This window comes from Acinetobacter lwoffii (genome assembly GCF_024129735.1).
Taxonomy (GTDB): Bacteria; Pseudomonadota; Gammaproteobacteria; order Pseudomonadales; family Moraxellaceae; genus Acinetobacter; species Acinetobacter lwoffii_H.
Genome location: NZ_JAMXXK010000121.1, coordinates 1 through 627, shown reverse-complemented (window position 1 = coordinate 627; position 627 = coordinate 1). Strand labels below are relative to the sequence as shown.

At 48.6% G+C, this 627-nt stretch carries 1 rRNA gene; it reads right to left on the bottom strand.

The window, feature by feature from the left end:
* Positions 1-593, bottom strand: a 23S ribosomal RNA gene (locus NI469_RS15740); the annotation flags it as partial.
* Between the last annotated feature and the right edge of the window lie 34 nt (positions 594-627).

The window sequence follows — 627 nt, the reverse complement described above, 5'->3', positions numbered from 1 at the left end:
GCTACTGAATATAAGTCGCTGACCCATTATACAAAAGGTACGCAGTCACCGGACTAAGCCGGCTCCCACTGCTTGTATGCATGCGGTTTCAGGATCTATTTCACTCCCCTCACAGGGGTTCTTTTCGCCTTTCCCTCACGGTACTGGTTCACTATCGGTCAGTCAGGAGTATTTAGCCTTGGAGGATGGTCCCCCCATATTCAGACAAGGTTTCACGTGCCTCGCCCTACTCGACATCATCATATAAGCCCTTTCGTGTACAGGACTATCACCGTCTACGGTCGCACTTCCCAGAGCGTTCCACTAGAACTTATATGACTTAATGGGCTCTTCCCCTTTCGCTCGCCGCTACTGAGGGAATCTCAATTGATTTCTTTTCCTAAGGGTACTGAGATGTTTCACTTCCCCTCGTTCGCCTTGCAACACTATGTATTCATGTTGCAATACCTACCTTATGGTAAGTGGGTTTCCCCATTCAGACATCTCCGGATCACAGGATATTTGCCGCCTCCCCGGAGCTTTTCGCAGGCTATCACGTCTTTCTTCGCCTCTGACTGCCAAGGCATCCACCACATGCACTTAATTACTTGACTATACAACCCCAAACAGTCGTTTATCCTTACAAGT